General features: G+C 64.4%; 22 protein-coding genes. 8 read left to right on the forward strand and 14 right to left on the reverse strand.

The features are described 5' to 3' along the window. Positions 1-250: 250 nt before the first annotated feature. From mce to gor, 4 genes are all read right to left on the reverse strand, one after another. A complete protein-coding gene (gene mce / locus QOL62_RS15020) occupies positions 251-688 on the reverse strand; it encodes a methylmalonyl-CoA epimerase (protein ID WP_283406862.1) in 438 nt (145 codons plus the stop codon). After that, positions 685-1,875, reverse strand: a complete 1,191-nt coding sequence (bktB, locus tag QOL62_RS15025; RefSeq protein WP_283406863.1) for a beta-ketothiolase BktB — start codon at positions 1,873-1,875, stop codon at positions 685-687. The genes mce and bktB overlap by 4 nt, the downstream gene beginning before the upstream one ends. Positions 1,876-1,957: 82 nt before the next feature. Then, the gene (locus tag QOL62_RS15030) at positions 1,958-3,484 is read right to left on the reverse strand and encodes an acyl-CoA carboxylase subunit beta (protein WP_283406864.1); all 1,527 of its coding nucleotides are present in this window, start codon (positions 3,482-3,484) and stop codon (positions 1,958-1,960) included. 174 nt (positions 3,485-3,658) lie between these two features. Next, positions 3,659-5,005: a glutathione-disulfide reductase gene (gor, locus tag QOL62_RS15035; RefSeq protein WP_283406865.1), complete on the reverse strand. Its 1,347-nt coding sequence runs from the start codon at positions 5,003-5,005 to the stop codon at positions 3,659-3,661. Between the two features lie 184 nt (positions 5,006-5,189). Between gor and QOL62_RS15040 the strand changes: the two genes are divergently transcribed. Then, on the forward strand, positions 5,190-5,837 hold the full coding sequence (locus tag QOL62_RS15040; RefSeq protein ID WP_283406866.1) for an RBBP9/YdeN family alpha/beta hydrolase: 648 nt from the start codon (positions 5,190-5,192) through the stop codon (positions 5,835-5,837). A 51-nt stretch (positions 5,838-5,888) separates the two neighbouring features. Here the strand turns inward: QOL62_RS15040 and pgi are convergent, their stop codons facing one another. Next, positions 5,889-7,409, reverse strand: a complete 1,521-nt coding sequence (gene pgi, locus QOL62_RS15045; protein WP_103730312.1) for a glucose-6-phosphate isomerase — start codon at positions 7,407-7,409, stop codon at positions 5,889-5,891. Positions 7,410-7,561: 152 nt separating this feature from the next. Here pgi and lepB point away from each other — a divergent pair, with 152 nt between their 5' ends. From lepB to QOL62_RS15065, 4 genes are read left to right on the forward strand one after another with little or no spacing between them, the layout of a single operon-like run. Next, complete coding sequence (gene lepB, locus QOL62_RS15050; RefSeq protein WP_283406867.1) at positions 7,562-8,404, forward strand: signal peptidase I; 843 nt, start codon at positions 7,562-7,564, stop codon at positions 8,402-8,404. Then, positions 8,405-9,073: a ribonuclease III gene (gene rnc / locus QOL62_RS15055; protein ID WP_103730314.1), complete on the forward strand. Its 669-nt coding sequence runs from the start codon at positions 8,405-8,407 to the stop codon at positions 9,071-9,073. Next, positions 9,070-9,963, forward strand: coding sequence for a GTPase Era (era, locus tag QOL62_RS15060; protein WP_103730315.1), 894 nt, complete (start codon positions 9,070-9,072; stop codon positions 9,961-9,963). The genes rnc and era overlap by 4 nt, the downstream gene beginning before the upstream one ends. Next, complete coding sequence (locus QOL62_RS15065) at positions 9,963-11,033, forward strand: SGNH/GDSL hydrolase family protein (RefSeq protein WP_283406868.1); 1,071 nt, start codon at positions 9,963-9,965, stop codon at positions 11,031-11,033. The genes era and QOL62_RS15065 overlap by 1 nt, the downstream gene beginning before the upstream one ends. 32 nt (positions 11,034-11,065) lie before the next feature. On the opposite strand, the gene QOL62_RS15070 is transcribed toward QOL62_RS15065, so the two are convergent. The 4 genes from QOL62_RS15070 to plsY all read right to left on the reverse strand — a co-directional run bounded on the left by QOL62_RS15070 (position 11,066) and on the right by plsY (position 15,732). Further along, positions 11,066-11,245, reverse strand: coding sequence for a hypothetical protein (locus tag QOL62_RS15070; protein WP_283406869.1), 180 nt, complete (start codon positions 11,243-11,245; stop codon positions 11,066-11,068). After that, entirely contained in the window at positions 11,242-13,836 is a 2,595-nt protein-coding gene (gene topA, locus QOL62_RS15075; protein WP_103730318.1) for a type I DNA topoisomerase, read from the reverse strand. The genes QOL62_RS15070 and topA overlap by 4 nt, the downstream gene beginning before the upstream one ends. 193 nt (positions 13,837-14,029) lie before the next feature. Beyond that, positions 14,030-15,139, reverse strand: coding sequence for a DNA-processing protein DprA (dprA, locus tag QOL62_RS15080; protein WP_283406870.1), 1,110 nt, complete (start codon positions 15,137-15,139; stop codon positions 14,030-14,032). Next, the gene (plsY, locus tag QOL62_RS15085; RefSeq protein WP_283406871.1) at positions 15,136-15,732 is read right to left on the reverse strand and encodes a glycerol-3-phosphate 1-O-acyltransferase PlsY; all 597 of its coding nucleotides are present in this window, start codon (positions 15,730-15,732) and stop codon (positions 15,136-15,138) included. Before plsY ends, dprA begins: the two co-directional genes overlap by 4 nt. Before the next feature lie 109 nt (positions 15,733-15,841). Between plsY and murI the strand changes: the two genes are divergently transcribed. The 3 genes from murI (at position 15,842) to QOL62_RS15100 (ending at position 19,387) form a co-directional block, all read left to right on the forward strand. Then, entirely contained in the window at positions 15,842-16,690 is an 849-nt protein-coding gene (murI, locus tag QOL62_RS15090; protein ID WP_283406872.1) for a glutamate racemase, read from the forward strand. A gap of 256 nt (positions 16,691-16,946) precedes the next feature. Beyond that, complete coding sequence (hemA, locus tag QOL62_RS15095; protein WP_103730321.1) at positions 16,947-18,161, forward strand: 5-aminolevulinate synthase; 1,215 nt, start codon at positions 16,947-16,949, stop codon at positions 18,159-18,161. A 125-nt stretch (positions 18,162-18,286) separates the two neighbouring features. Continuing rightward, the gene (locus QOL62_RS15100; RefSeq protein ID WP_283406873.1) at positions 18,287-19,387 is read left to right on the forward strand and encodes an NADH:flavin oxidoreductase/NADH oxidase; all 1,101 of its coding nucleotides are present in this window, start codon (positions 18,287-18,289) and stop codon (positions 19,385-19,387) included. Between the two features lie 137 nt (positions 19,388-19,524). On the opposite strand, the gene QOL62_RS15105 is transcribed toward QOL62_RS15100, so the two are convergent. The 5 genes from QOL62_RS15105 to QOL62_RS15125 form a co-directional block, all read right to left on the reverse strand. Further along, positions 19,525-20,733 (reverse strand): type III PLP-dependent enzyme, encoded by a 1,209-nt coding sequence (locus QOL62_RS15105; RefSeq protein ID WP_103730323.1) that lies wholly within the window; start codon positions 20,731-20,733, stop codon positions 19,525-19,527. 379 nt (positions 20,734-21,112) lie between these two features. Continuing rightward, positions 21,113-22,297, reverse strand: a complete 1,185-nt coding sequence (locus QOL62_RS15110; RefSeq protein ID WP_283406874.1) for a carboxynorspermidine decarboxylase — start codon at positions 22,295-22,297, stop codon at positions 21,113-21,115. Between the two features lie 27 nt (positions 22,298-22,324). Beyond that, positions 22,325-22,675 (reverse strand): DMT family protein, encoded by a 351-nt coding sequence (locus QOL62_RS15115; protein WP_103730325.1) that lies wholly within the window; start codon positions 22,673-22,675, stop codon positions 22,325-22,327. A 7-nt stretch (positions 22,676-22,682) separates the two neighbouring features. Then, positions 22,683-23,075 (reverse strand): hypothetical protein, encoded by a 393-nt coding sequence (locus QOL62_RS15120; protein ID WP_103730326.1) that lies wholly within the window; start codon positions 23,073-23,075, stop codon positions 22,683-22,685. Further along, positions 23,075-24,286 (reverse strand): saccharopine dehydrogenase family protein, encoded by a 1,212-nt coding sequence (locus QOL62_RS15125; RefSeq protein ID WP_103730380.1) that lies wholly within the window; start codon positions 24,284-24,286, stop codon positions 23,075-23,077. Before QOL62_RS15125 ends, QOL62_RS15120 begins: the two co-directional genes overlap by 1 nt. Positions 24,287-24,300 lie beyond the last annotated feature (14 nt).

The raw sequence follows: 24,300 nt of genomic DNA on the forward strand, positions 1-24,300 counted from the left end.
ACGGTCACGTCCTCGGCGGTGTAGAGCGGTTTCACCGCGATGCCCTCGGGCGTGTTCCAGGTCAGGTCCTTGCCCTTGACCTCCTTCGCCGCCGCAGCCTGCCAGCTTTCGAAGGTGGGTTTATCGGTCATCGCGTTGCCTCGCCAAATCGCGGTGCTGAAGCCGTTTCAGCATCCGCCTCTTGTTCTAGATCGTTCTTCGTCAGTTCAGGTTTTTCCAAGCCCCGGGGCTTCGAGGAACCTCGTATGCCTCAGTGCTCGTGCGTGGGCGCTTCCATGATTTCGGTCAGCTGGCCGCCCATGTCCCTGGGGTGGACGAAGAAGATCAGGGTCCCGTGCGCGCCCACGCGCGGCTCCCCCAGAACGCGCTTGCCCAGCTTCTCGAACCACGCCTTCGCGGCGTGGATGTCGGGCACTTCGTAGCAAATGTGATGCTGCCCCCCGAGCGGGTTCTTCTCCAGCCACTTGCCCACCGCAGAGTCGGGTGTCGTGGGCTGCAGCAACTCCACCTGCGTGCCGGCCGTACCGCTCTCGCCGGGCGTGTTGACGAAGCAAACCCGCACCTGCTGGCTCTCCAGCACGAAGGGTTCCGTGATGTCCGTGGCGCCCATCACGTCGCGATAGAACGCGATCGCGGCATCAAGGTCCGGCGTCGCGACACCGATGTGGTTCATCCGGCCAAGCTTCACGATCCTGCTCCCGCGTTCTCGATGACGAGGGCGATGCCCTGGCCGCCGCCGATGCACATCGTGATCAGGCCATAGCGACCGCTCACGCGCTTCAGCTCGTACATGCACTTGATGGTGAGCATCGTGCCCGTGGCGCCGACCGGATGGCCAATCGAGACGCCCGAGCCGTTGGGGTTCACCTTGTCCGCGTCGAAGCCGAGCGCCTTTGAGACGGCGGCGGCCTGCGCGGCGAAGGCCTCGTTGCTTTCGATGACGTCCATCTGGTCAAGCGTCAGCCCGGCGCGCTGCAGCGCGATGGGAACAGCTTGAATGGGGCCTTCGCCCATATATTCGGGCTCAACGCCGGCATGCCCCCAGGCGACGATCCGCGCCATGGGCTTGAGGCCTCGCTTCTCGACCTCGGAAGCGGTCGCCAGCACCACCGCGGCAGCGCCGTCGTTGATCCCGCTGGCGTTACCCGCCGTGACAGTGCCGTCCTTCTTGAATGCCGGGCGCATCTTGGCGAGGATTTCCGCAGTGGTGTCCGCTTTGACATGTTCGTCGGTGTCGAACACGGTAACGCCCTTGCGGGTCTTCACCTCGACCGGAAGGATCTGGTCCTTGAAGCGGCCTTCCGCGATGGCTTTCGCCGCGCGGGCATGGCTGGTGGCGGACAGCGCGTCCATGTCCTCGCGAGAGACGCAATGACGCTCCGCCACATTTTCGGCCGTGATACCCATGTGGTAGCCGCCGATGGCGTCGGACAGGCCGAGCGTCAGCGCGTCTTCCTGCGTGTTGGCGCCCATCTTCCTGCCCCAGCGCACGCCGTGATCGTGGTAAGGCACGTTGGACATCGATTCCGCACCGCCCGCAAGCGTCACGGACGCCTCGCCCAGCATCATGACGCGGGCCGCGGAGACGATCGCCTCGACGCCGGAGCCGCAGAGGCGGTTGAGCGTCAGCGCGGGGGTCGAGAGCGGCACGCCGGCGTTGATACCGATCACGCGGCTGAGCATCTCGTCGCGGGCGCTGGTCGGCATGACCTGGCCGATAACGATGTGCTGCACGGCCTCGGGCTCGACGCCGGCGCGCTTCAGCGCCTCCGCGGCGACGAGACCCCCGAGTTCGGCCGGCATGAACGACTTGAGCGATCCGCCGAAGTCTCCGACTGCCGTGCGAACGCCGCTGACGATGTAGATGTCTTCCATGACGTGCTTTCCAATCCCTTGTATGTTGCGCCGGTGCCTGAACTCCCGGCTGCCGCCCCGCCCCTGTCGATGACGGCGCGCTTCAGAGCGGAATGTTGTCGTGCTTCTTCCAGGGGTTCTCGAGCGCCTTGTTGCGCAGCTTGCGCAAGCCGAGCGCGATGCGCCGGCGGGTCGAGTGCGGGTAGATGACCTCATCGATATAGCCGCGGCTGGCAGCCACGAAGGGGTTGGCGAAGCGGTCTTCGTATTCCTTGGTCTTGGCCGCGATGCCTTCGGCGTCCTGGCCGCGGAAGATGATCTCCACGGCGCCCTTGGCGCCCATCACCGCGATCTCCGCGGTCGGCCACGCGTAGTTGAGATCGCCGCGCAGATGCTTGGAGCTCATCACGTCGTACGCCCCGCCGTAAGCCTTGCGGGTGATGACCGTGATCTTCGGCACGGTGGCTTCGGCGTAGGCGAAGAGCAGCTTGGCCCCATGCTTGATGATACCGTTGTGCTCCTGGTCCGTGCCCGGAAGGAAGCCCGGCACGTCGACGAAGGTGATCAACGGAATGTTGAACGCATCGCAGAAGCGCACGAAACGTGCTGCCTTCTTGGACGAATTGATGTCGAGGACGCCTGCAAGGACCATCGGCTGGTTGGCGACGATGCCGACGGTGCGGCCTTCGACACGGCCGAAGCCGATGATGATGTTGCCGGCGTGCAGCGGCTGGAGCTCGAAGAACTCACCCTCGTCGACCGTCTTACGGATGACTTCGTGCATGTCGTAAGGCTGGTTGGCGCTGGGCGGGATGATGGTGTCGAGGCTCGGCTCGAGGCGATCCCAGGCGTCTGCGGTGGGCCTTTCCGGCACGTCGTCACGGTTGGACGAAGGCAGGAAGTCGAAGAAGTCACGGGCTGCCAACAGCGCCTCGATGTCGTTCTCCAGCGCAAGGTCGGAGACGGAGGTCTTGCTGGAGTGCGTCACCGCGCCGCCCAGCTCTTCCTGGGTGACGACTTCGTTCGTGACGGTCTTGACGACGTCCGGCCCGGTCACGAACATGTACGAGCTGTCCTTCACCATGAAGATGAAGTCGGTCATGGCGGGCGAGTAGACCGCGCCGCCTGCGCAGGGGCCCATGATCAGGGAAAGCTGCGGCACCACGCCTGAGGCTAGCACGTTGCGCTGGAACACGTCGGCATAGCCGCCAAGCGAGGCCACGCCTTCCTGGATGCGCGCGCCGCCGGAGTCGTTGAGGCCGATGACCGGCGCCCCCACCTTCAGCGCAGCGTCCATCACCTTGCAGATCTTCTGCGCGTGACGCGCCGAGAGCGATCCGCCGAAAACGGTGAAATCCTGGCTGAACACATAGACGAGGCGGCCGTTGATCGTGCCCGAACCCGTGACCACGCCGTCGCCGGGGATCTTCTGGTCCTGCATGCCGAAGTCGACGCAGTCATGCTCGACGTAGAGATCCATCTCCTCGAAACTGCCTTCGTCCAGAAGGACGTCGAGGCGTTCGCGGGCTGTAAGCTTGCCCTTGGCGTGCTGCGCATCGATGCGCTTTTGCCCACCACCCAGCTTTGCCGCGTCCCGGCGCTTCTCCATTTCGGCGATATTGGCTGACATCCGGCTTCCCTTGCCTGCTCTGGTTCCAGCATCGAAAATGCTCACAGCGGTAAAGGCAGCTAGAAACGCACAGGTCAACTGTTTTTAATCGGCCGATTAAAAGCAGCGGCTGCGCGAAGCTTCGCGCAGCCGTCAGGAAAAGCGCTGAGGACACCCATCGTGTAATTTAGTTGCTTACTTGAGCAACACCATCTCCTCCGACATGGTCGGGTGGATGGCCACGGTGGCATCGAAATCGGCCTTGGTAAGCCCCGCCTTAACGGCCACGGCGGCGACCTGCATGATCTCCGGCGCGTCCGGCCCGATCATGTGAATTCCAAGGATCTTCTCAGTCTCCACATTGCATACCATCTTGTACAAGGACCGCTCGTTTCGGTGCGCGACAACGTTCTTCATGGGACGGAAGTCGCTCGTGTAGACCTTGACGGATCCGAACTTCTGCGTCGCCTGCGCCTCCGTCAATCCGACGCCGGCAATCGGCGGATGGCTAAACACCGCGGACGGAATGCAGGAATAGTCGACCGTCGTCGGCTTGTTGCCGAAGAGGGTGTCAGCGAACGCCTGCCCCTCGCGGATGGCGACGGGGGTAAGCTGGACGCGATCCGTAACATCGCCGACGGCATAGATGCTGGGCACGTTCGTGCGCGAATTCTCGTCGACCTCGATCGCGCCGCGATCGGTCAGCCGGACTCCGGCACTTTCAAGACCAAGACCTTCGATATTTGGTACGCGCCCGGTGGCGAACAGCACGCTGTCGACCGCGAGCGGCTCGTGGTTGGACATGAACACCAGCATCGAGCCGTCCTCCTGCTTCTCGATCTTCTCGAAAGCCGCGTTGAAACGGAAGTCGATGCCCTTTGTGAGTGAGATCTGCAGCAGACGGTCACGCACGCTCTCGTCATAACCGCGCAGCAACTGATCAGACCGGTTCATCAGGGTGACCTTGGCCCCGAACTGGTGAAAGATGCCGGCGAACTCGTTGGCGATATAGCCCGCTCCTGCGATCAGAACGCGCCTGGGTATCGCATCAAGGTGGAACGCCTCATTCGATGTAATGCCGTGCTCATGGCCCGGGCAGGAAGGAACGTGCGGGCGAGCACCCGTGGCGATGAGGATATAACGTGCCGTCTTCTTCTCGCCGCTCGCCAGGGTGACCTCGTTGGGACCCGTGATCGTGGCGCGCTGGTGGTAGATCTCGACGTTGTTGTTCTCGAGCGTCTGCGTATAAAGGCCGTTCAGCCGATCAACATCACTCAGCACGTTGTCGCGAAGCTTCTTCCAGTCGAACGTGCAGCCTGAAATCTCCCAGCCGAAGTGCGTCGCATCCTCGAGATCCTCGGCGAAATGAGCACCGTAGACGAGCATCTTCTTGGGTACGCAGCCACGGATCACGCAGGTGCCACCGACCCTGTGCTCCTCAGCCACGGCTACCCGCGCGCCGTGCGCGGCCGCGACCCGGCTGGCCCGGACACCGCCAGAACCTGCCCCGATGGTGAAAAGATCGTAGTCGTAGTCAGCCATGCGAAAAATGCTCCCTAGGGTCCGGGGGCGCATATGGGACATGGTTGTTCCGATTGCCACCCGCCGGGGAGCGGAGCCCGATTTTCAGCGGCGTCAACACATTCTTCCCGGCCCGGGGAACCAAACAGCATTTCTCTACTTTTACGATTGAGTTATAGCAGCAACGGCGAATTGGGAGATCCCCATGGCGAGCTTGCACGAAACCGAACACACGAAGCGCCCCTTGATCCTGCTCGTTCCCGGTCTGGAGGGGAGCGGCCCCGGGCACTGGCAACGCCGCTGGTCCGAAGAGTTGGACGATTGCGAGGTCGTTGAATTGGGCAGCTGGGACAACCCGCATCGCAACACATGGATCAACCGCCTCAACCTTGCGGTATATCGCGCGAACCGGCCGGTCGTGATCGTCGCCCACAGCCTTGGCTGCATCCTGACGGCCTGGTGGTCCAAGTTCGAGCAGCCCGTATCGACTGGCGCGGTCGTGGGCGCGATGCTGGTCGCGCCGCCGGAGGTGGACTTCTTCCCGCGCGACGAACGCCTGACCGGTTTTTCCCCCACACCCGCCGAGGCGCTGCCCTTCCCTTCGCTGCTCGTCGCCAGCCGCAACGATCCATGGATGGGTTTCGAGACGGCGAAGAGCCTGGCCCGACGTTGGGGCAGCACCCTCGTCGATGCGGGCGACGCGGGTCACATCAACGCAGACTCGGGACTTGGCAGCTGGGATCACGGCAAGGCGCTCCTTGCCCGGCTGATCCAGAGCGTTTCCGGACCGGCGGCGGCCGGAACGCGGCCCCGTCAGCCAGGCCGGGACGAAGGTCTCGCGTTCCGCACCTGATGAGGCCCGCTACGTTTCAGGTAGACCGCCCCGGCCGCCCGGGACCACCGGTCAGCCGATGCCGGCAAGCGAGAGCAGCGCCATGGTTGAGGGGTCGAAATGGGCCTCCCCCTGCTCGATCTGCTTTGCGATTTCCTTGCCCAATTCCACGCCGAACTGGTCGAAGGGATTGATCCCCATGAGCACTGCGTTGGCGAAGGTGCGGTGCTCATGGAAGGCGATCAGTGCCCCGAAGGTGGCCGGTGTCAGGTCATCCACCAGGATTGTCGCCGAAGGTCGGTCGCCTGGATAAACCCGCGCCGGATCCTCGCTCGCCTTGCCCGCCATCAACGCCGCACCTTGCGCGAAGCAGTTGGAAAGCAGGATGCGGTGATGATCGCTCGCGAGATCGTGACCGGGAGCGATCGAGGCTATGAAGTCCACCGGCACCAGGTTGGTGCCCTGATGCAGCAGCTGAAACACCGCATGCTGCGCATCCGTGCCGACGCCGCCCCAGGTGATCGGTGCAGTGGGACCGTCCACCGGCGAGCCGTCCAACTTCACCGACTTGCCGTTCGACTCCATTTCCAGCTGCTGCAGGTAGTCCGGCAGCAGGCTCAGACGCTCGTCATACGCAAAGACCGCGCGTGTCTGGCAGCCACGCAGGCGGGTGTAGTACTGGTCCGCGAAGGCGGCGCGCAGGGGCAGGTTGGCCGCGCCATCCGTGTCCCGGAAATGCAGGTCCATGGCGGCCGCGCCGTCGAGGAACTCCGCGAAGTCGGGCCAGCCCAGGGCCATCGCCACAGGGAAGCCGATCGACGACCACAGCGAGTACCGACCGCCCACGCTTTCCGAGAACGGCAGGATGCGGGTTTCGTCAACGCCCCACTCGATCGCCTTTTCCGGCGCGGCCGTGAGGGCCACCACACGGCCATAGGGATCCTCTATTCCGTTTTCGCGCAGCCAGATGAGAACGCTGTCGGCATTCGTCATCGTCTCGATCGTGGTGAACGTCTTTGAGGCGATCGCAAGCATCGTCGTGGCCGGGTCGCATCGGGCGAAAGCCTGCTCCAGTGCACAACCGTCGATGTTAGAGACGACATGCACATCCACCATGGCCCCCTCGCGGGCGAGGGCATCGATCGCCAGCGCCGGTCCAAGGGCCGACCCGCCGATCCCCACATGGATGAGGTGTTTGACCTCACCCATCGCCCCCCGGTGAATGGCCTCCACGATCGCTGCCATGCGGTGGTGGTTTTCCGCGGCCGTCCTGACGCTGTCTTCCTTGCCGATTCCGCGCTGCGCCGTATGCTCGGCGGCACGCCCTTCGGTCGGGTTGACGATGCCGCCGTCGAACAGCGCCGACCGACGTCCCGCGAAGTCCATCTCTGCCGCGAGTTCCTCGAACAGGGCGATGTGAGGGGCATCGAGATGACTCTTGGACCAGTCGAAGAGGATGCCGGTGGAGTTCTCCTCCTCACCGAGGTCGAACCGGGTCGCCAGCCTGTCGAGCCGCGAGCAGTCGGCATCGAAAAGCTGCTTCAGAGTCGGCTTGTCGAGGCCCTGCAGCTTGTTCCACACCGCTTCGCTCATGCCACGCATCTCCTTCTAAGGCGTTTCGGCCCGCCTTATGCGTTCCGGGGCCGCGAAAACCAAGCCCGGCCTGTGCATTTATCGATGCGGGTCAAAGGTTGGTCTGGATCACTCTTGACGGAACGGTGCCCGCGTGAGCAAGGGTTTGACCCATGAGCGACACCCACAGCGCGACCAAGATCGAAGCACCTGGCACTGATACCGGAAAACCCGCTGCCAAGCCCAAGAAGGACGAGAACTTCTTCTCCTTCCTTTTCTGGCTGGTGCTCGGAGTCGCGGTGCTGCGCAGCTTCATCATCTCGCCCTTCAACATCCCGAGCGAATCCATGCTGCCGCGGCTCCTGACCGGCGATTACCTGTTCGCCACGAAGTGGTCCTATGGCTACTCGAAGTATTCGCTGCCCTTCAGCCTTCCGCTGATCCCCGGCCGCATCCTCGCGAGCCAGCCGGAGCGGGGCGATGTCGTGATCTTCAAGGCTCCACCGCAGAACGACGTCGACTACATCAAGCGCGTGATCGGATTGCCCGGTGACGAGATCCAGATGAAGGGCGGCCAGCTTTGGATCAACGGCACCTCCGTACCCAAGGTGAAGGTCGCCGACTTCGTGGTCCCCGTCAGCCCCAACACGGATTGCGGCCCCGGCTTCGAGAAGGTGCTCGATAGCAGGGAAGTCTGCGCCTACCCGCAGTTCCGTGAAACACTGCCGAACGGCAAGAGCTACAACGTGCTCGACATGGCCGCCACGCCGCAGGACGACACCGGGGTCTTCGTCGTGCCCGAGGGTCATCTGTTCCTGATGGGCGACAATCGGGACAACTCGATGGACAGCCGTTTCCCGCCCGTCGAAGGCGGCGGCGTGGGAATGGTTCCCCAAGCCAATCTGGTCGGCAAGGCCGCGCTCATGATGTTCTCCACCGACGGCTCGGCCGAATGGATCAAGCCGTGGACCTGGTTCACCGCCGCTCGGTGGAGCCGCATCGGGAGCGTGATCTGAGTGCTTGAAGGCAAGACCCGCGACTTCCTGATCAAGCACGCCGGCTACGAGCCGATCGATGCGGCCCTTTGGCAGTCCGCGCTCACGCACGGCTCCACCGGCGAGAAGCGCAATTACGAACGGCTCGAGTTCCTGGGCGACCGGGTTCTCGGCCTCTCCGTCGCCGAATGGCTGTTCCGCAACAGCGACGAGGCGGAAGGCCGCCTTTCGCAGCGGCTCAATGCCCTCGTCAGCCGTGCCACCTGCGCCATGATCGCGCGCGAGATCGGCCTTGGCCCTCACATTCGTCTGGGCAAACAGGCCCGCGATGACGGAGGAGAGGATTCCGACAACATCCTGGGCGACGTGATGGAGGCGCTGATCGGCGCCTGCTTTACCGAGCGCGGTTTCCCTGCCGCCCGGGACATGGTGCTGCGGATGTGGGAGGACACGCTTCAGGGCAAGACCGGCAAGCGCAAGCATCCCAAGTCCGCCCTTCAGGAGTGGGCCGCCGGGAATCGGCGGCGCATGCCCGAATACACGCTTGTGGACCGCTCCGGTCCAGATCACGCTGCACGCTTCACGGTCGAGGTTTCCGTCCACAACGTGGGAGCGGCACAGGCCACTGCGCATTCCAAGCAGGACGCGGAAACACGTGCAGCAGAAGAATTCATGAGGAAATTCGGATGACCCAACACTGCGGTCTCGTCGCCGTCATCGGCGCGCCCAATGCGGGCAAGTCCACGCTCGTCAACGCCCTTGTCGGCCAAAAGGTGGCGATCACCTCGGCCAAGGCGCAAACCACGCGCGCACGCCTTCTCGGCATTGCGCTTGAGGGGGACGCCCAGATCATCCTGGCGGATACCCCCGGCATCTTCGCTCCCAAGCGCCGCCTCGACCGCGCCATGGTCGCCGCGGCCTGGGAGGGCGCGCAGGAAGCCGACGCTCTCCTCCTGATCGTAGACACGGTGAAGCTGCGCCGCCACGAACTCATGCCGCTGCTGGAGACGCTGAAGGACCGGCCCGAGCGCAAGGTTCTGGTGCTGAACAAGGTGGACGCCGGTGCCAAGGAGAAGTTGCTGCAACTGGCGCAGGAATTCACCGCCGAAGTCACGTTCGACGAAGTGTTTTTCGTGTCGGCGTTGACCGGCGACGGCATACCGGAACTCAAGTCCTGGCTTGCCCGGCTGATGCCGGAGGGCCCGTGGCACTATCCGGAAGATCAGGTGTCCGATGCCAGCGAGCGCCTCCTCGCCTGCGAGATCACCCGTGAGCAGCTTTACCGCCAGCTTCATGAGGAACTGCCCTACGACGCCGCCGTCCGCCCTGAAGCCTACACGCAGCGCAAGGACGGTTCGGTCGAGATCCGCCAGCAGATCGTCGTCGCGCGCGACGGCCAGCGGGCCATCGTGCTGGGAAAGCGGGGAGCCCGGATCAAGGCCATCGGCGAGGCGGCACGCAAGGAGCTGACCGAGGTGCTGGGGCAGAAGGTCCATCTTTTCCTTCACGTGAAGGTCGAAGAGAACTGGGCCGAAACCAAGGACATCTACGAAGAAATCGGCCTGGACTGGGTGAAGTAATGAAGCGACCCCTTGCAGGCGCATGGCTCACGGCCGCCCTGCTGTGCGCCTGCGCCGCGCCTCTCACGACTGCTGCCGCCGCAGAGAACCCGGCGCCGGTTGCGGCTGCTGAAAACCTGGCCGGGCAACGCTACGTTGCCATCGGGTCGTCCTTCGCGGCGGGCCCGCAACTGCCGCCGGCGAAGCCCAGCTGGCCGGCACGCTGCGGGCAGAGCTTCAGCAATTACCCCACCCTCCTCGCCGCGCGTTTCGGCATGGAACTGATCGACCGCTCGTGCTCCGGCGCGACGACGGATCACGTCCTTGGCCCCTGGGCCGAGGTCCCGCCTCAGATCAACAGCGTCACGCGGGAGACGCGGCTGGTCACGATCACCATCGGCGGCAATGACCTGTCGTATATCGGCAATCTCTTTTCCGCGACCTGCGCCTTCAACGCCCGGGTCATCGCCACGCAGGGCTCCAAGGGTCGGGCCTGCGGACCAGTATACGTGCCAAGCGAAGCAGACTACGTTCGTGACGAGGCGCAGCTGAACGAGATCGCGCGGCGGATCAGAACCACCGCTCCGCAGGCCCGCATCGTCTTCGTCCAGTATCTCACCCCGCTTCCGGCCCCCGGCAAGCTGTGTGCCGTGACGCCGGTGAATGAAGCGGACGCCGCTACCGTGCGTGAAATTGGACGGCGACTGTCCGAAATCACCGCCCGCGTGGCGCAGGCTCATGGTGCAATGCTCGCCAGGATGGACGTCGCGTCGGCGTCGCACACACCGTGCGATGAGGAACCGTGGATGATCGGCTCACCGGAAGGCTACGATGGCCGTCAGGGACTACAGTGGCACCTGAACCGGGCCGGCATGGAAGCCACCGCCGAAAGCGTGGCGACCCTCCTGATCGAGAGCGGCGTGCGGCCGGTGAAGACACCAAAACCGGCTGAAGCGACACCCGCAGGCACGCCGGTGCCGCTCCGTCTGGTGCCAAAGCCCCTGCCCGCCCCCACAATCTCGGTGCCGCCGCCGGTCGGCAAGCCCAACCGGACGCCGACCCCGCAACCGGCGAACGGCAAGCGCAGCTGAGAAGCCGCCCCGGCCGCGACCGGGAATGCCTCTTATCGTGCCTTCGAGATGGTCATCCCATGCTGGCGCGCCGCATCCTTGGTGGATTCCTCGGTGCGGTTGAGCGCCTTGGCGATCTCCTTCAGGCCCTTTCCCTTTCCGGCGAGGGTCTGAAGCTTCTGCAGCTCTTCCGGCTTCCACGGCTGCTTGTGCTTGGCAACCTTATCGCTCATTCCGCAGCCTCCTTGGTCTTCCTGGCAGGCGCCTTCCTGGCAGGCGCCTTCGTTGCCCCCTCCTTCTTGGCAGGGGCCTTCTTGGCGGGTGCCTTCTTGGCCGCAGCCTTCTTCGGCGCCGCCTTCTTCTTGCCCTTCGCAGGCCCCTTCGCCGCCTTTTCGTCGATCAGGGTGATGGCCTGCTCCACGGTGAGGTCCTCTGGCTTCTGGTCGCGCGGGAGCGTGGCGTTGGTCGTGCCATCCGTCACGTAGGGCCCGTAACGCCCCGCAAGCACCTTGATCTCGCCACCGGTGGTCGGATGAGCGCCAAGTTCCTTGATCGGCTCGGCCTTGGTCCGCGAAGCGGCGCCGCCCCGGTTGGCGGCGTCGGCCAGCAGAGAAACGGCCGCGTTCATGCCGGTGTCAAAGACTTCAGCGGTACTGCGCAGACGCGCGTACTTGCCGTCATGTGCCAGGTACGGACCGTAGCGGCCGATACTGGCCGTGATGTCCTTCCCGCTTTCAGGGTGCTGGCCGATGGTGCGCGGAAGGCTGAGCAGCTTTATTGCCCAGTCCAGCGTCAGCTCGTCGATGTCCTTGGGAATGCTTGCGCGCTTCGCTTCCTTCCCTTCACCCAACTGGATGTATGGCCCGAAGCGGCCCGAGCGACGCACGATATCCTCCCCGGTCTCCGGGTCCTTGCCCAGCGCTTCGTCCTCGCCCGCATCGGCAGTGCCGCCGGGCTGCGCGAACTTCCGGGTGTACTTGCACTCGGGATAATTGGAACAGGCGACGAAGGCGCCGTAGCGTCCGCCGCGCAGGGCAAGCCGCCCGTCGCCGCACTTGGGGCACAGGCGCGGATCGCTGCCGTCATCCTTGGGCGGAAAAAGGTAGTCGGACAGGAACTCGTCCAGCGCCTCGGTCACTTCCGAAGGCTTCTTCTCCATGACCTCGTCGGACTTCGGCTTGAAGTCGCGCCAAAAGGCTTCGAGCAGGGCCTTCCATTCCTGGCGGCCGCCTGACACGTCATCGAGTTCATCCTCCATTCCGGCGGTGAACTCGTAGGCCACGTAGCGCGGGAAGAAGCGCTCGAGGAACGATGTCAAGAGACGGCCCGATTCCTCAGCAAAGAAACGGTTCTTTTCCGTCCGGACGTAATTGCGGTCCTTGATGACCTGGATCGTGGCCGCGTACGTCGAAGGACGACCGATGCCGAGTTCCTCAAGCCGCTTCACCAGGCTCGCTTCGGAGTAGCGCGGCGGGGGCTGCGTGAAATGCTGCTCGGCGCTGACGTCCTTCTTGGCCGGCATGTCGCCTGCCTGCATGAACGGAAGAAGACCGCTCTCGTCGTCCTCGGTCTTGTTGTCCTGCCCTTCCTCGTAGACCGCCAGGAAGCCCGGGAACTTCACGACCTGCCCGGTCGCGCGCAGTTCGTTGCGGCCAGTGCCATCGCGCAGGGTGATGGTCGTGCGTTCCAGCGCGGCCGAGGCCATCTGGCTGGCCATCGCACGCTTGAAGATCAGATCGTAGAGACGCGCCTCGTCGCCGGAGCCATGGCGCTCCTTTGTGAAGTCCGTAGGGCGGATCGCTTCGTGCGCTTCCTGCGCGTTCTTCGCCTTGGTTGCATAGTGGCGGGGCTGTTCCGGCAGGTAGTGGCCGGAGAAGCGCTCCGAAATTGCGGATCGGCAGGCCGAGATCGCGCTCGGGTCCATCTGCACGCCGTCCGTACGCATGTAAGTGATGGCGCCGGCCTCATAAAGCGTCTGCGCCACGCGCATGGTCTGGCTGGCAGAAAAGCCGAGCTTGCGCGCGGCCTCCTGCTGCAGGGTCGATGTCGTGAAAGGCGGCTGCGGATTGCGCCGATGGGGCTTCGTCTCGACCCCCTCGACCTTGAAGGCGCCCTGCTCGACGGCGGCCTTCGCGCGCATGGCGGTGCCTTCGTCGCCAAGGCTCAGGCGGTCGAGCTTCTGGCCGTCGAACGTGACCAGCTTGGCCGTGAAGTCGGTTCCGTCATGCGCCATGAGCGCCGCGACGGACCAGTATTCCTGCGGCCTGAACGCCTCGATCTCACGCTCGCGGTCGACGATCAGCCGCAAGGCGACGGACTGGACGCGGCCGGCAGACTTCGCCCCCGGCAGCTTGCGCCACAGCACCGGCGAAAGCGTGAAGCCGAAGAGGTAGTCGAGAGCGCGGCGGGCGAGATAGGCGTCGATCAGGTCCTGATCCAGCTCGCGCGGCTGGGTCATCGCCTTCGTTACGGTGTCCTTGGTGATGGCGTTGAAGGTGACGCGCTGCACGTCCTTGGGCAGCGCCTTGCGCTTCGCCAGCAATTCACGCACGTGCCACGAGATCGCCTCCCCTTCGCGATCAGGGTCAGTTGCGAGGATCAGCCGGTCGGCACCCTTGGCGGCGTCCGTGATCGCCTTAACCTGGCGCTGCTTGTCGCCATAGAGCTCCCAATCCATCTCGAAGCCCTCGTCCGGGCGAACCGATCCATCCTTGGGAGGAAGGTCGCGGACGTGGCCGTAGCTGGCGAGGACCTTGTAGTCCTTGCCCAGGTACTTCTCGATGGTTTTCGCCTTGGCCGGCGATTCTACGATGACAAGCTGCATTCTCTGATCCGGTCTGCCCCTCGCGTGCGCGCACGCATACATACACGTACAAGGTGGGTTGCCTCCGACGCTGCCGTCAAGCCCTGCCGCGGCGCTCCCTTGCCGCATTAGGATGACGGGATAAAGCGGCATATCGCAGCAGCCCTCCTGTCCCACCCTGCGCGCCACATCCCGATGGCGTGGCAGGCCGGGCTCAAGCCAGGCTGACGCGGCCTCCGGCGTGGCGTGCGAGCCGCCCGTCCAGTTCCAGCTCGACCAGCGCAAGCTGAACCGCCGCCGCTGCAGCGCCCGACTGGCGGATCAACTCATCAACCCCGACAGGCGTCATGGTGAGAAGGGAGAGGACCTCCTCTCCCGGCACGGCAAAGCTCTCGATCGCCGTGTCTGCCGCAGCGTCTCCCCCTGTCTCGGCACCGTCGCTGCGAGCCGTCCCTGCGGACGCGTCGAGCAGTTCGAGGACGTCTGCGGCATCCTGCACCAGGGTCGCGCCTTCGCGGATCAGATGGTTGCAGCCATGCGACCGGGGGTCGAGCGGCGATCCCGGGATAGCCATGACATGGCGCCCCATATCGTTGGCGAGTCGCGCCGTGATGAGTGAGCCGGACTTCGGAGCCGCCTCCACGACGACCGTTCCTAGACTGAGCCCGGCAATGATGCGGTTTCGTGCGGGGAAGTGCCGTGCCAGCGGCTCCGCCCCCAGTGGCTGCTCCGCAAGCAGCAGTCCACGCGTGGCGACCTCTTCCTGAAGCGCGGCGTGCTGAGGCGGATAGGCGATGTCTATGCCGCTGGCGATGACACCCACTGTACTACCCGCCGTGAGGGCGCCCTGATGGGCGGCGCCGTCGATCCCCCGTGCCAAGCCGGAAACGACCGTCCAGCCTTCGCTCGCCAGGTCGTGCGCGATTTCCCGCGCCAGCCTCATCGCCGCAGCGGACGCATTGCGCGCGCCGACCATGGCGACGCAGGGCCTGGCAAGCACCGACAGATCACCGCGGTAGGTGAGGATCGGCGGCGAAGCGGGGCTCTGATCGAGCAGGAACGGGTATTCGGGCGAGTCGTGGAAGAGATACCGCACTCCGGCCTTGCGGGCGCTGGCGATCTCTTTCTGGATCGAACGCTCGTCCGCCAGCACGCAGGCGCGGCTCGCCCGGTCGGGGAGCTCCGGCAGGGTCGCGACAGCATCGAGAGCGCTGCCGAAGCGGGCCAGCAGGTGCCGGTAGGTGATCGGTCCGAGGTTGGACGAACGCAGAAGCCGGATCCGGGCGAAGGCCTCTTCCTGGGAAAGCCCGCCCGCTGCGCTCACTTGGCGCTGCCGGTCTTGCTGCCGCCGATACGGGGTTCGGTTCCGGCGCGCAGCCGGGTGATGTTCTCCCGATGCTGGAACAACACGAGGGCCGCAATGACGGCGAGGACGAGCCCGGCTTCAGGCCGACCGAAGCCATAGGCGGCGAGCGGCGCGACGACAGCCGCCGTCATCCCTGCGACCGACGATATGCGCACGAGAGCCAGCAGGCTCAGCCATGTGACGGCATAGGCCAGTCCCACGGGCCATGCGAGGCCGAAGGCAACACCGGCCGTGGTCGCGACGCCCTTGCCGCCCTTGAAGCCGAGCCAGACCGGGAAGCAGTGGCCGAGGAACGCCCCAAGCGCGGCGAGCGTGGCCGCTTCAGGCCAGAATTGCGCCGCGACCAGCACGGCCGCAAAGCCCTTGAGCAGGTCCAGCAAAAGGGTTGTGGCCGCAAGGCCCTTGCGGCCCGTGCGTAGCACGTTCGTCGCGCCGATGTTGCCGGAGCCGATCGAACGCAGGTCGCCCGCGCCGGTCATCCGGGTGAGTATGAGGCCGAACGGCACGGAGCCGAAAAGGTAGCCAAGTCCAAGTGAGAGAATCCACGCCATGCAGCGGCCTTAGCGTTCTATCGGGCTTTGCAGAAGACGGCTTGCTGCATTCGTCGTTGCCGGGATGGCTCTCGGGCGGTTAACAGATGTCAAGGTCCAGGGATTGAAGATGGCATCCGATATCACGAGCGCGCCCGAAACGGCCGCTACAATGCCGGCGCGGGTCGATCCGGCCTCGCCGATACTGCTGTTCGACTCAGGCGTCGGCGGGCTCACGGTTCTGCAGGAAGTCCGTAAGGTGCTCCCTGATGCGCCGGTGATCTATGCCGCCGATACCGCTGGCCTGCCTTATGGCACGAAGACGGAGGCCCAGATCGCCGCGCGGGTGGCGGGGCTCCTTGGCCGTATGACCGAACGGTTCCGGCCCCGACTGGTCTGCATCGCGTGCAACACGGCATCGACCATCGCCCTCGGCATGGTGCGCGACGTATTGGAAGTGCCGATCGTGGGCACGGTGCCGGCGATCAAGCCCGCAGCCATGCTGACCAAAACAGGCGTGATCGGGCTGTTGGGGACACAGGCCACGATCCGGCAGGCCTATGTCGACCGTCTCGAGCACGAATTCGCCGCCGACCGGCGATTGCTGCGCCACGGGGCTCCCGGCCTCGTCGAGGCCGCCGAGGCCAAGCTGCGCGGTGAACGCGTCGATCCGGCGCTCATACGTCACGCAGCGGAGGCCTTGCGGTCGCAGCCGGGCGGAGATCGGATCGATACCGTCGTGCTCGCCTGCACGCATTTCCCCCTCGTCGAGGATGAACTTGCGGAAGCCTTCGGGCCGGGCGTGACGTTCGTCCACGGAGCGGCCGGCATCGCGCGGCAGGTGGCTCGTCTCACAGCAGGTCAGGAGTACGCGCGTTCATCGGCCGACCTGGCCCTGTTCACGGGATCGGGCAACCTGCCCTCATCCTACGCGGCACGGTTGCCGGCCTATGGTCTTACCCGGATGGAACGGTTCTGAAGCGCCCGGCGTTCTCCCGGCGGTAATTGATGACGATCAATGCAGAACGCGCCGCAGCGTCGCAATTGCGCCCATGGCCCGGGACGTGCTCGCGGAAAACCCGTTTTCCGCAGGCACGTTTTCCGATTAGCGTAGGCTCATAAGCAACTGGCAATAGGAACGCCGATACGGTATTGGCCACCGCAAAAGCGGTCCGGGCAACGGATGCGGCGCTGAGGACAGGCGGCAGGGCAGCCAAGGCAGGACAAGTCGACACGTGAACTACGAACACATTTTCGACCAGGCGATCGAGCGCCTGCACTCCGAAGGCCGCTACAGGGTCTTCATCGACATCCTGCGCAACAAGGGTGCCTACCCGAACGCGCGCTGCTTCGCAGGCCATAACGGTCCCAAGCCGATCACCGTCTGGTGTTCCAACGACTACCTCGCCATGGGCCAGCATCCCAAGGTCATCGAAGCCATGGAGGAGGCGCTGCACGACGTCGGCGCCGGCTCCGGCGGAACCCGCAACATCGGCGGCAACACGCATTACCACATCGACCTGGAGCACGAGCTTGCCGATCTCCACGGCAAGCAGGGTGCGCTGCTGTTCACCTCCGGCTACGTCTCGAACGATGCCACGCTTTCGACCCTCGCCAAGCTGCTGCCGGGCTGCGTGATCTTCTCGGACGAGCTGAACCACGCCAGCATGATCGCCGGCATCCGCAATTCCGGGTGCGAAAAGAAGGTCTGGCGTCACAACGACCTCGAGCATCTCGAGGAACTGCTGGCGGACACCGATCGCAACGTGCCGAAGCTGATCGCTTTCGAATCCGTCTATTCGATGGACGGCGATGTGGCGCCGATCCACGCGATCTGCGACCTCGCGGAAAAGTACAACGCCCTCACCTACATCGACGAAGTCCACGCGGTTGGCATGTACGGTCCGCGCGGCGGCGGCATCACCGATCGGGACGAGGCGGCACACCGCATCGACATCATCGAGGGCACGCTAGGCAAGGCGTTCGGGGTCATGGGTGGCTACATCGCCGCCGACACCAAGATCATCGACTGTATCCGCTCCTACGCCCCGGGCTTCATCTTCACCACCTCCCTGTCGCCGGTGCTGGTGGCGGGCGTGCTTGCCTCCGTGCGGCATCTCAAAAGCTCCAGCGTCGAGCGCGAGGGGCAGCAGCGTTCGGCCGCGATGCTCAAGCAGATGTTCCGCGACGCGGGCCTGCCCGTCATGGATTCGGTCACGCACATCGTCCCGCTGATGGTCGGCGATCCCGTCCGCGCCAAGCAGATCAGCGACATCCTTCTGGCGGAATACGGTGCCTACGTGCAGCCGATCAACTTCCCCACTGTGCCGCGCGGGACGGAGCGCCTGCGCTTCACCCCGGGCCCGGCGCACACCGAAGAGATGATGCGCGACCTGACCGACGCTCTGGTGGAAATCTGGGACCGGCTGGAGATGCGCCTCGCCGCCTGAAGCGGCTGACAATGTCTACGGCAGGTCGAAACGGGTCTTTTAACCTGCGCCATGAATACCCAACTGATGCCGCACTGCAGCGACCGGCCGGTCGCACTCGCAACTGCAACACCAGAGGACATTTCATGGCGAAGCTCTTCGAGCCCCTCACCCTCGGCGATACCACTCTTGCCAATCGCATAGTCATCGCGCCGATGTGCCAGTATTCCGCCGAAGACGGGCGGATGACCGACTGGCACACCATGCATCTGGGACAACTGGCCCAGTCGGGCGCAGCCATCCTGACGATCGAGGCCACTGCCGTCGTGCCGGAAGGGCGGATCTCCTACGCCGATGTCGGCCTGTGGGATGACGCCACCGAGGAAGCGATGCGCACCACGCTGGAAAGCGTTCGCCGCTGGTCCGACATGCCCATCGCCATCCAGCTCGCCCATGCAGGTCGCAAGGCGAGCACGGCCAAGCCATGGGACGGCGGCGCTCAGATCGCGCCTGACGCGCCTAACGGCTGGCAGACGGTCTCAGCCTCCGAGTTGCCCTTCGAGGAGCACGAGCACCCTCCTGTGGCCCTCGACAAGGAAGGTCTGGCCCGGGTTCGCGACGCCTTCGCCGATGCGGCCCGCCGTTCGGCTCGGTTGGGGATCGATGCCATCCAGATCCACGCCGCACACGGCTACCTGCTCCATCAGTTCCTCTCCCCCCTCTCCAACACCCGCACTGACGAGTACGGCGGCTCTCTGGAAAACCGCATGCGCTTCCTTCTCGAAGTGTTTGACGCGGTCCGGGACGCCTTCCCGGCAGAGAAGGCCGTCACCGTACGCCTTTCGGGCACGGATTGGGTCGACGGCGGTTGGGATATCGAGCAGACGATCGCCGTTTCCAAGGCGCTCGAAGCACGGGGCGCCGCGGCCATCCACGTGTCGAGCGGCGGCCTCCACCCCGCTCAGAAGATCCCGGTAGGGCCCAACTACCAGGTGCCGCTGGCCCGCGCGGTCAAGCAGGCTGTTTCCATCCCGGTGATCGCGGTTGGCCTCATCACGGAACCGGAGCAGGCGGAAGCGATCGTGGCGACCGGAGACGCAGATCTCGTCGGCGTGGCCCGGACCGTTCTCTATGATCCGCGCTGGCCGTGGCATGCCGCCGCCCAGCTCGGCGCCACGGTGAAGGTTGCCCCTCAATTCCTGCGCAGCCAACCCCGCATGTACAAGGACCTGTTCACCGCGGACTGACGCCGGACCCGCCCGGCGCACCGTAAGGCTCGCCGGGCGTTCCCGCACCGGTCAGCGGTTCGCCACACGCAGAAAAGCCCGCCAGCTTAGCGCTGACGGGCTTTTCATATATACTGAAAGGTCGGGCGGACCGGAATTCAGCGCAATGAGACGACGTTGTCGGACACACGCGGATCCTTGCGGCCCGTGTAGAGGCTTGCCATCGGCTCATCCTCGACGGTCACGATTTCACCGCCGCCGAAACCATTGAACGCAGTGCGCATGGCAGCCCCATAAGCGCCCAGCATGCCCACCTCGATCCAGTCCCCGGCCTTGATGTCAGCCGGCAGCAGGAACGGACCTTCCATGAAGTCCGCATCGTCGCACGTCGGGCCGTAGAAGGAGAACTCCTGCATCTCGCCCGTGTGCTCGCCATCGTGCGCGATCGCCTTTACCGGGAAGCGCCAGGCGACGTGAGCCGCATCGTAAAGGGCACCATAGGCACCGTCGTTGATGTAAAGCTCGTCGCCGCGGCGCTTCTCGACCTTCACGATGAGGGAGTTGTACTCAGCCGACAGCGCGCGGCCGGGCTCGCACCACAGTTCCGCGTTGTAGGCGATCGGCAACGCCTCGAAGTGGCGGTGGATGATCGCGAAGTAATCCTCCAGCGGCGGTGGTTCCATGCCCGGATAGGAGGAAGGGAACCCTCCGCCCACATCGACCATGTCGATCACGACACCCGCTGCGGCAATGGCGGCACGGGCGCGCTCGAGCGCCTGCACGTAAGCGAACGGCGTCATGGCCTGCGAACCGACGTGGAAGCACACGCCTAACCAGTCCGCGACCTGGCGGGTGGCTTGAAGCAGTTCACCCGCGTCCGCCACATCGATGCCGAACTTCGAGGCAAGGCTCAGTTCCGAATACTCGGACGAGACCCGCAACCGCACACAGAGGCGCAGGTCCTTCGCGGCGTTGCCCAGAGCGTCGGTGGTCGCATCCACGATCTTCTCGACTTCCTCGATGGTGTCGAGGCTGAACGTGCGAACGCCATGCTTGAAGTACGCTTCACGGATCGCGCTCGCGGTCTTGACCGGGTGCATGAAGCACAGGGTCGCGTCCGGCAGCGTCTGGCGCACCATGCGCACCTCGGCAATCGAGGCGACATCATAATGCGTGATGCCGTTGGCCCAGAGAATCCTGATCAGGTCCGGCGACGGGTTCGCCTTCACCGCATAGAGCGACTTGCCCGGAAACTTCGTAGCAAAGAAACGAGCAGCGCGCGCCGCAGCATGCGGGCGGTTCAGGATAACGGGTTCGTCAGGCGCGAGGGAGCGCGCTACGGCCGGTGCGTCGAGGTGAATGTGCAACTCAAGGGACCCCCAAACGGTGTTTAGCGACAAGGCTGCCTTGCGGTTTGGAAGTCCCCATGGGGCAGCGAGGGGCGGATATAGGGTTCAGCACATGAATCGCAAGTGAAAAACGGGGCATTTTCCAAAAACACCGACGGTGCTGTCCCGCACAGGGACCACGGTACCCCTACATTGGTAATACGTAGCGTCTTCAAGGATTTGCATCCGAGTCTCCCGACCTGCCCGGCAAAGGGTGGATCACCCTCCGGTTCCGCATATCAACGTTTGCAACGCGTCACCGGCGGCGGACGATCCCCTTCGAGTCGCAATTGCAGGATCGATCGTCCCCGAGGCGCGACGGGGCGCCTTTCCAACCGCTGAGGGGGCCGACGCCTTGTCAGCTCAGGCGGTTGCGGAAATCCTCATAATCGAACTTGCGGATGCACTCGAGCGAGTCGGTTTCGGAGTCCCACAGCCAGATCGAAGGCAGTGGCACGCCGTTGAAGGTCGTGGTCTTGACCATCGAGTAGTGCGCCTGATCGAGGAAAGCGAAACGCTGCCCCACCTCCGGACCGGCCGGAAGGACATAGTCGCCGATGACATCGCCTGCCAGGCACGACGGCCCGCCGAGACGTACCGCCTCGCCCGCGCCCTCACCTTCCTGCCGCTCACCCAGCAGCGCGGGACGATAAGGCGCCTCGATTACGTCAGGCATGTGGCAGGTGGCCGATATATCGACGACCGCCACAGGCATGCCGTTCCAGCCCACGTCGAGCACAGTGCCGACAAGGATGCCGGCGTCGAGAGCGACGGCTTCGCCCGGCTCGATGTAGATCTCGGCTTGGGTGTCATCGGCCATGTCGGCAAGGAACTGGACCAGCTCCTCGCGCTGGTAATCCGCCCGGGTCACATGGTGCCCACCGCCGATGTTGATCCACTTCAGCTGGCCAAAGTATGGTTCGAGGAAGTCGAACACCTTGTCCCAGGTACGACGCAACGGCTCGAAGTCCTGTTCGCACAAGTTGTGGAAGTGAATGCCGTCGATCATACCGACATGCTCTTCCGTGAGCTGATCGATCGGGAAGCCGAGGCGGGAATGAGGTGCGGAAGGGTCGTACTTCGGCACCTCGCCCTCGGCATGAAGAGGGTTGATGCGAAGGCCGATGTCGAAGTCTTCGCCGCGCGCGCGCGCCAACTCTATGAAGGGCCAGAAGCGCTCGATCTGAGCGGGCGAGTTGAAGATGACGTGATCGGAGAGGCGCAGGATCTCATCCATGTCCCCTTCCTTGTACGCCGCGCAGTACGTCGCGATCTCGCCGTCGTAGAATTCCGAGGCCAGGCGCGCTTCCCACAAGCCCGACGTGCAGACGCCGTCGAGATACTCGCCCACAATGGGCGCGGTGGACCACATCGAGAAGGCTTTGAGCGCGGAGAGAACCTTGGCTCCGGACCGCTCGCCGATATCGGCCAGCACGCGCAGGTTGTCGCGCAGCTTTGCCGCGTCCACCACGAAGGAGGGGCTGTCCACCCGCGAGAGGTCGAAGTTGGCAAATGCGCCCGGATCGCCGGCTCTGGTTTCCATGTGTTTCAGTCCCGTCTCGCCAGCCGGTCAACCCAGCGGGCCCTTGAAGATGAACCAGGCCCCTGCCCCGACGAGGGAGAAGCCCACGATCTCGTTCCACCCCGGTTTCTGCCCGAAGAGTGCCCAGGCTACCAGCACGAAGGCCACCAGTGAAAACGCCTCTTGCATGACCTTGAGCTGGCCCAGCGAGTAAACCTGCGCGCCGATGCGGTTGGCAGGCACGGCCAGGCAGTATTCGAAGAAGGCGATGCCCCAGCTCATCAACACCGCCACCCACAGCGCCTTGCCGGGCACTTTCAGGTGGAGATACCAAGCCGTGTTCATAAACAGGTTCGAGCCGGCCAGCAGAGCCGCCGGAGCCAGCGCCGTCCAGTTCATCGTGCCGTCAATCGATGCAGAGCAGGTCCACCCGGCTGCCGCCGTGTACTTCGGCCACGCAGCCGAACAGGCGATTGTCGGCCTGGCACTGGCCCGATATATTGGCGGTCTTGCCCATGTCGTCCTTGCTGCCGATGCAACGCCCCTCGCACTGCGAACTGTCGGTGCACTGCTTGCCCGCGTCGGCATAGGAGCGTACGCACATCTCCATGCTCGCCCGGCCGCGGCGCTGAACGGTGCCCCCGCCCGACGTGCAGGCTGCGCGATCAGCAGCGCTCAGGTCCCGTGAGAGCGATCGCCCGTCCGCAGCCTCAGGCGTCGGCGCGGCGGCCTGCGGCGTACAGGCGCCGAGCACGAGTACGCCCAGCGCCGCGACTGCGAGGTGACGCAGCGCCCGCATCAGAACGGCAAGGGCGCCGGCAGCTCTTCGACGGTCCAGGGCAGGCCGTGCTTGTTTAGCATATCCATGAAAGGATCCGGATCGAACTGTTCCATGTTGAACACGCCCTCCCCGGACCATGCGCCGGTCACGATCATGGCCGCGCCGATCATCGCGGGAACACCGGTGGTGTAGCTGACCGCCTGATTGCCGGTTTCGGCATAGGCGTCCTCATGATCGCAGATGTTCTTGATGTAGAACGTCTTCTCGCCCGATCCGTCGAGCGCTTCGCCCGTCGCGATGTCGCCGATGTTCGTCTTGCCCTTCGTCGTCGCCCCCAGCGATGCGGGCTCCGGCAGGACGGCCTTGAGGAACTGCAGCGGCACGATCTCGACGCCGTTGTACATCACAGGGTCGATGCGCGTCATGCCCACGTTCTGCAGCACGGTCAGGTGCTGGATATATGCGTCGCCGAAGGTCATCCAGAAGCGCGCGCGCTCCATTTCGGGGATGAACTTCGCGAGGCTTTCCAGCTCCTCATGGTACATCATGTACATGTTCTTCGGGCCAACGCCTTCGAAGTCGAACTCGACCTTCTTGCCCATGGCAGGCGTTTCGACGAAGTCACCGTTCTCCCAGTGACGGGCCGGCGCCGTCACTTCCCGGATATTGATTTCCGGATTGAAGTTGGTCGCGAAGGCCTGCCCGTGGTCACCACCGTTGCAGTCCAGAATGTCGAGCGTGCGGATGGTCTTGAGCTTGTGCTTCTTGAGCCACATCGCGAAGACGCTTGTGACGCCTGGGTCGAAGCCCGAACCCAGCAGCGCCATGAGGCCCGCTTCCTTGAAGCGCTCCTGATAGGCCCATTGCCAGTGGTATTCGAACTTGGCGACGTCCTTCGGTTCGTAGTTCGCGGTGTCCATGTAATGCGTGCCGGTCGCCAGGCAGGCGTCCATGATCGCGAGATCCTGGTACGGCAGGGCGAGGTTCACGACCAGCTTGGGCTGGATCCGACGAATCAGCGCCGAAGTCGCCTCGACGTCATCCGCGTCGATGGCATAGGTTGCGATGGTGACGCCGGTGCGCTGCTTCACCGAATCCGCGATGGCTTCGCACTTGGAAACCGTACGGCTGGCAAGATGGATGTCCGAGAAGATATCGGGATTCATCGCCATCTTGTGGACCGCGACCGATCCGACGCCGCCTGCGCCGATCACCAGAACCTTGCTCACCAACCTGTCTCCTT

It is taken from the genome of Novosphingobium panipatense (genome assembly GCF_900182875.1).
In the GTDB taxonomy this organism is placed as follows: domain Bacteria; phylum Pseudomonadota; class Alphaproteobacteria; order Sphingomonadales; family Sphingomonadaceae; genus Novosphingobium; species Novosphingobium panipatense.

Bases quoted from the DNA above. Each gene is read 5' to 3' on its own strand.
- bktB (WP_283406863.1), bottom strand. From the start codon at position 1,875: ATGGAAGACATCTACATCGTCAGCGGCGTTCGCACGGCAGTCGGAGAC.
- QOL62_RS15030 (WP_283406864.1), bottom strand. From the start codon at position 3,484: ATGTCAGCCAATATCGCCGAAATGGAGAAGCGCCGGGACGCGGCAAAG.
- gor (WP_283406865.1), bottom strand. From the start codon at position 5,005: ATGGCTGACTACGACTACGATCTTTTCACCATCGGGGCAGGTTCTGGC.
- QOL62_RS15040 (WP_283406866.1), top strand. From the start codon at position 5,190: ATGGCGAGCTTGCACGAAACCGAACACACGAAGCGCCCCTTGATCCTG.
- pgi (WP_103730312.1), bottom strand. From the start codon at position 7,409: ATGAGCGAAGCGGTGTGGAACAAGCTGCAGGGCCTCGACAAGCCGACT.
- lepB (WP_283406867.1), top strand. From the start codon at position 7,562: ATGAGCGACACCCACAGCGCGACCAAGATCGAAGCACCTGGCACTGAT.
- era (WP_103730315.1), top strand. From the start codon at position 9,070: ATGACCCAACACTGCGGTCTCGTCGCCGTCATCGGCGCGCCCAATGCG.
- QOL62_RS15065 (WP_283406868.1), top strand. From the start codon at position 9,963: ATGAAGCGACCCCTTGCAGGCGCATGGCTCACGGCCGCCCTGCTGTGC.
- QOL62_RS15070 (WP_283406869.1), bottom strand. From the start codon at position 11,245: ATGAGCGATAAGGTTGCCAAGCACAAGCAGCCGTGGAAGCCGGAAGAG.
- topA (WP_103730318.1), bottom strand. From the start codon at position 13,836: ATGCAGCTTGTCATCGTAGAATCGCCGGCCAAGGCGAAAACCATCGAG.
- plsY (WP_283406871.1), bottom strand. From the start codon at position 15,732: ATGGCGTGGATTCTCTCACTTGGACTTGGCTACCTTTTCGGCTCCGTG.
- murI (WP_283406872.1), top strand. From the start codon at position 15,842: ATGGCATCCGATATCACGAGCGCGCCCGAAACGGCCGCTACAATGCCG.
- QOL62_RS15100 (WP_283406873.1), top strand. From the start codon at position 18,287: ATGGCGAAGCTCTTCGAGCCCCTCACCCTCGGCGATACCACTCTTGCC.
- QOL62_RS15110 (WP_283406874.1), bottom strand. From the start codon at position 22,297: ATGGAAACCAGAGCCGGCGATCCGGGCGCATTTGCCAACTTCGACCTC.
- QOL62_RS15115 (WP_103730325.1), bottom strand. From the start codon at position 22,675: ATGAACTGGACGGCGCTGGCTCCGGCGGCTCTGCTGGCCGGCTCGAAC.
- QOL62_RS15120 (WP_103730326.1), bottom strand. From the start codon at position 23,075: ATGCGGGCGCTGCGTCACCTCGCAGTCGCGGCGCTGGGCGTACTCGTG.